This is a genomic window from Pseudomonas kitaguniensis, from assembly GCF_009296165.1.
GTDB classification, from domain to species: Bacteria; Pseudomonadota; Gammaproteobacteria; order Pseudomonadales; family Pseudomonadaceae; genus Aquipseudomonas; species Aquipseudomonas kitaguniensis.
Genome location: NZ_VUAZ01000196.1, coordinates 1 through 5,145, shown reverse-complemented (window position 1 = coordinate 5,145; position 5,145 = coordinate 1). Strand labels below are relative to the sequence as shown.

At 61.1% G+C, this 5,145-nt stretch carries 7 protein-coding genes; all 7 read right to left on the bottom strand.

Features of this window, described 5'->3' with window-relative positions; genetic code table 11:
- Positions 1-180: 180 nt before the first annotated feature.
- Positions 181-573: a DUF2802 domain-containing protein gene (locus F0169_RS25985; protein ID WP_058413166.1), complete on the bottom strand. Its 393-nt coding sequence runs from the start codon at positions 571-573 to the stop codon at positions 181-183.
- Positions 574-1,056, bottom strand: a complete 483-nt coding sequence (locus tag F0169_RS25980; RefSeq protein WP_003236843.1) for a chemotaxis protein CheW — start codon at positions 1,054-1,056, stop codon at positions 574-576.
- A gap of 53 nt (positions 1,057-1,109) precedes the next feature.
- Positions 1,110-1,949, bottom strand: coding sequence for a CheW domain-containing protein (locus F0169_RS25975; RefSeq protein ID WP_152748011.1), 840 nt, complete (start codon positions 1,947-1,949; stop codon positions 1,110-1,112).
- The gene (locus tag F0169_RS25970) at positions 1,949-2,737 is read right to left on the bottom strand and encodes a ParA family protein (protein WP_058413168.1); all 789 of its coding nucleotides are present in this window, start codon (positions 2,735-2,737) and stop codon (positions 1,949-1,951) included. The genes F0169_RS25975 and F0169_RS25970 overlap by 1 nt, the downstream gene beginning before the upstream one ends.
- Positions 2,738-2,788: 51 nt before the next feature.
- Positions 2,789-3,676, bottom strand: a complete 888-nt coding sequence (motD, locus tag F0169_RS25965; RefSeq protein WP_172979561.1) for a flagellar motor protein MotD — start codon at positions 3,674-3,676, stop codon at positions 2,789-2,791.
- Between the two features lie 82 nt (positions 3,677-3,758).
- Positions 3,759-4,499 (bottom strand): flagellar motor protein, encoded by a 741-nt coding sequence (locus tag F0169_RS25960; RefSeq protein WP_058413170.1) that lies wholly within the window; start codon positions 4,497-4,499, stop codon positions 3,759-3,761.
- On the bottom strand, positions 4,499-5,145 hold a 647-nt coding region (cheB, locus tag F0169_RS25955), incomplete at its 5' end, for a chemotaxis-specific protein-glutamate methyltransferase CheB (protein ID WP_152748010.1). The genes cheB and F0169_RS25960, both read right to left, overlap by 1 nt.

Here is a 5,145-nt window from a genome sequence, read left to right as displayed (position 1 = left end):
AGAGCGTTTTGGTTACTTTTGCGCTGTTCAAAAGTGACTCGCTGTAAGAGCGAAACCGATACAAGCCATCACCCAAACAACGGATATGCACGAAAATCCAAAGAACACCCCAAGCCCGCTCGCCGCGCGACAGCGCCACATCAAAAAAGCAGATCTACAGCATAAGCTGAGTCTGCCCCGTCAGCTCTTGTGCAATTTACTCATCAGTTGCGCTTCGGCATGGGTCAACCCACACGACTGGGTCAGCTCATCCACCGTAGCCCCCATGCCCACCAGCTTCGCCGCCTGAGCGAAAGACAAGCTGGAGGGATCACGCTGCTCAATCTGCGCCACCTTATCCGGCAACGGCGCCAGAATCGCGCGCAGTTCATGCACCTCATCCCCCACCCGCACCGCACTTTGCTGGAAGTGGTCAACGCGCTTGACCAACTCCAGAATGCGCCGGTCACGCACCGCATCGCGCTCAGCCTGTTGCAAGGCCAACTCTCGCTGCTGGCGCATATAGCGCAGCGCGAACGCCAACGTCCCGGCCCACAACAGGGCCAGGACAATTACCGCGGCTTCAAAGAACAATCAGATGTTCTCCAGATCCGACCACTCTTCTTCGCTCATCATCTTGTCCAGCTCAACCAGAATCAGCAGTTCGCCGTTCTTGTTGCACACGCCCTGGATAAACTTGGCGGATTCTTCGTTGCCAACGTTCGGCGCGGTTTCTACTTCCGATTGGCGCAGGTAAACCACTTCGGCCACGCTGTCGACCATGATCCCGACCACTTGCTTGTCGGCTTCGATGATGACGATACGGGTGTTGTCGTTAACCTCGGTCGGCACCAGGCCAAAACGCTGGCGCGTGTCGATGACCGTAACCACATTACCGCGCAGGTTGATGATGCCCAGCACGTAGCTTGGCGCACCCGGTACCGGCGCAATCTCGGTGTAGCGCAGCACTTCCTGCACGCGCATCACGTTGATGCCATACGACTCGTTGTCCAGTTTGAAGGTAACCCATTGCAGAATCGGATCATCTAAACCTTGTGCGGACGCTGACTTGTTCATACCCCTGACCCCTTCAAAATTGGCCACGCACCAGCGCGGCCCTTATTGTTCAATCAACTGCGTTTGTTTTGCGGCATCGACTTCACGGCACCACTGGCGATCAATTCGGCCAACTCGGCGACATCCAGCAATGCACACATATGCTCAATCACGGTGCCTGCCAGCCATGGCCGCTGGCCTCGCTGGCTGCGCCATTTAATTTCGTTAGGGTCCAGGCGCAACGAGCGGCTGACTTGATGCACCGCCAGCCCCCACTCATAGCCCTGCACCGAGATGACGTACTGCAGACCCTCGCGAAAGTCATCGCGGTAGCGGTCGGGCATGACCCAGCGCGCGGTGTCCAGCACCTTGAGGTTGCCGGCCTGGCTGGGCAGGATGCCGAGAAACCACTCCGGTTGCCCGAACAGCGGCGTCAGTTCCTGGCCTTGCAAAGAATAGATCGAGCCGAGGCACACCAGCGGCACCGCCAGGGTCAACCCGGCGACGTCGAACAGCAGGCACTCAAACGGCTCGGCCGCCCATGCCGGGCGCCCATCACCGTTGACGGGCGGCGGCGTAATGCTCGGCGGCATGTGCACGTCCGCCACCGGCTCGGCCACTACCGGCGCCAGCACCACCGGCGTGATCGGCACCACGACAGGTGCGGCCAGGCGTGCGGGCAAAGGCTCGGGCACAACCACTGGCGTGACTTGCGCATCACGCGCCTGTTCTTCGAGCACTGCCAACTGGAATTCATCCAGCGTGCTGACAGGCTCAACGGCGGGTTCGACGGCGGCTTCAAGCACCACAATCGGCTCTGGCAGTTGCTCCTCGGTCGCTTCCTGCAACAACGCATCCAGGTAGGATTCGAGTGCCAGTTGCGGCCGGGTCTTGAGTTTGACAGGACGATTCATCACGCCACCTGCGCCACAAGTTGCTGCGACAGCAGGTGCTTGAGCAACGCGCGGTAAGCCAGCACGCCACGGCTTTTGCCGTCGAACTGCGACGGCGTGAGACCGGCGCGGCTGGCGTCACGCAAGCGCGTGTCCACCGGGATGTAGCCCTGCCAAATAGCCTCGGGGTAGCCATCGCGCAATACGCGCAAGGTGCCGAGGGACGCCTGGGTGCGGCGGTCGAACAGGGTCGGCACGATGCTGAACGGCAACGGCTGCTTGCGCGAACGGTTGATCATCGCCAGCGTGCTGACCATGCGCTCCAGGCCTTTTACCGCCAAGTGTTCGGTTTGCACCGGGATCACCAACTGCTGGCTGGCCGCCAGCGCGTTGACCATCAGCACGCCGAGCAACGGCGGGCTGTCGATGATCGCGTAGTCGAAACTCTGCCACAGTTGCGCCAGGGTCTTGGCGATCACCAGGCCCAAACCACTCTGGCCCGGCGACTGGCGCTCAAGGGTCGCCAGCGCGGTGCTCGATGGCAGCAGGGAAATACTTTCGTTACTGGTAGGCAGCAACAGTTGCGCCGGCAGGTCGGCAGGCACGCTGCCTTTGTGCAGGAACAGGTCGTAACAGCTGTGTTCCAGCGCATCCGGGTCATAACCGAAATAGCTGGTCATCGAGCCATGCGGGTCCAGGTCGACCACGACCACACGCTTGCCCGCCTCGGCCAGCAAGCCGGCTAAAGCGATGGAGGTGGTGGTCTTGCCGACCCCACCTTTTTGATTGGCAACTGCCCAGACTCTCATTCGGTTGGTTCCTCCCGGCAGGCATTGGCGCGACCGAGACATTGCATAAAGTTATTGAGCCGGTGACGGAGAATTGACGGCACTCTGACGCACCGACGGCTTAACGGTTGGCGGTGCAGTTTGTGTGCCAGCCCGCTTCAGTGCCGCATCCGGTGTTGCATTGGCCGTGCCCGTGCCGGTCAGGCTGCGGCGCACATCCAGGTTGCGCGACACCACCAACACCACCCGGCGGTTGCGCGCACGGCCTTGCGCGGTGGCGTTATTGGCCACCGGCTGGAACTCCCCATAGCCCACCGATGCCAGGCGCTCAGGGTTCACACCCTGCATCGCCAACATGCGTACGATGCTCGCAGCGCGTGCCGAGGACAACTCCCAGTTGGTCGGGTACTGGGCGGTGGCAATCGGCAGGTTGTCGGTAAAGCCTTCAACGTGAACCGGGTTTTCAAAGGGTTTCAAAATCGCCGCCACCTTGTCGATGATGGTGAACGCCTGATCACTCGGCATCGCGTCGGCACTGGCGAACAGCAGGCTGGAATTAAGCTCGATCTCTACCCACAGTTCATTGCCGCGCACGGTCATCTGGTTGGAGCTGATCAGGTCACCAAACGCTGCGCTGATGTCATCGGCGATGCTTTTCAACGGATCGCTGGTGCCCCCTACGCCAGCGGCGGTTTCGTCACTGTCGTTGACCAGCGGCTTGGCCGGTGTCACCGTCTTCAGTCGCTCGTCACCAATCGGGATCGGCTTGAGCGCGCGGTCGGAGTCTGAAAACACGCCGATCAGTGCTTCGGAAATCACCTTGTACTTGCCTTCGTTGACCGACGAGATCGAATACATCACCACAAAGAATGCGAACAGCAAGGTTATGAAGTCCGCGTAGGACACCAGCCAGCGCTCGTGGTTAATGTGTTCTTCCGGCTCGCGGCGACGTCGGCTCACAGCAAAGCACCTCGCGCTGCACAACCCGCTCGCCACAGCAAGCCGTTTGGCCACTGGTTAGAAGTGTCGATGTGCATCGCCATCAATCCATGAAGCCCTGAAGCTTCAGTTCGATAGAACGTGGGTTTTCGCCCTCGGCAATCGACAAGATGCCTTCGAGCAACATTTCGCGATAACGCGATTGCCGCAGGGCAATCGACTTGAGCTTGCTGGCCACCGGCAACAGCACCAGGTTGGCACTGGCCACGCCGTAGATGGTGGCGACAAACGCCACGGCAATGCCGCTGCCCAGTTGCGAGGGGTCGGCCAGGTTGCCCATCACGTGAATCAAACCCATCACCGCGCCGATGATGCCGATGGTCGGCGCATAACCGCCCATGCTTTCAAATACCTTGGCGGCGTTGATGTCGCGGCTTTCCTGGGTGTAGAAATCCACTTCCAGGATGCTGCGGATCGCTTCCGGCTCGGCGCCGTCGACCAATAACTGCAGGCCTTTACGCGAGTAACTGTCGGGCTCGGCATCGGCCACGCTTTCCAGGCCCAGCAGGCCTTCCTTGCGCGCGGTGAGGCTCCAGTTGACCACGCGGTCGATGCCGCCTGGCAGGTCGACACGCGGCGGGAAAATAATCCATATGACGATTTGCATCGCGCGCTTGAATGAACTCATCGGCGCCTGCAACAGCGCAGCGCCGACGGTGCCGCCAATCACGATCAGTGCCGCAGGGCCGTTGGCCAAGGCGCCAAGGTGGCCGCCCTCCAGGTAGTTGCCGCCGATAATTGCGACAAACGCCATGATGATGCCAATCAGGCTCAATACATCCATCAGAGGCAGGCCTCCACCAAATGCTTGCCAATGTCGTCCAGGCTGTACACGGCGTCGGCCAGGTCCGCTTTGACGATGGCCATGGGCATGCCATAGATCACGCAACTGGCTTCGTCCTGCGCCCAGATCGCGCTGCCGCCTTGTTTAAGCAAGCGCGCGCCTTCACGGCCATCGGCGCCCATGCCGGTGAGCACCACCGCCAGAACTTTGTCGCCGTAGGACTTGGCCGCCGAACCGAAGGTGATGTCCACGCACGGTTTGTAATTCAGGCGCTCGTCGCCCGGCAGGATTTTAATCGCGCCACGCCCATCCACCATCATTTGCTTGCCGCCCGGCGCCAGCAACGCCAGGCCAGGACGCAGGATGTCGCCATCCTCGGCTTCCTTGACCGTGATGCGGCACAGCTTGTCGAGGCGCTCGGCGAAGGCTTTGGTAAACGCCGCCGGCATGTGCTGGATCAGCACGATCGGCGCCGGGAAGTTGGCCGGCAATTGCGTCAATACCCGCTGCAAGGCAACCGGGCCACCGGTAGACGTACCGATAGCGACCAGCTTGTAGGCTTTGCGCTTGGGTGCAGGCGAATGCGCGCCTGACGCAGGCGCGCGGGCCGGTGCCACGGCAGGCCGGGCAACCGGCGCAGGCGCCG

Coding starts and splice junctions, on each gene's coding strand:
- F0169_RS25980 (WP_003236843.1), bottom strand. CDS start 1,056: ATGAACAAGTCAGCGTCCGCACAAGGTTTAGATGATCCGATTCTGCAA.
- F0169_RS25975 (WP_152748011.1), bottom strand. CDS start 1,949: ATGAATCGTCCTGTCAAACTCAAGACCCGGCCGCAACTGGCACTCGAA.
- F0169_RS25970 (WP_058413168.1), bottom strand. CDS start 2,737: ATGAGAGTCTGGGCAGTTGCCAATCAAAAAGGTGGGGTCGGCAAGACC.
- F0169_RS25960 (WP_058413170.1), bottom strand. CDS start 4,499: ATGGATGTATTGAGCCTGATTGGCATCATCATGGCGTTTGTCGCAATT.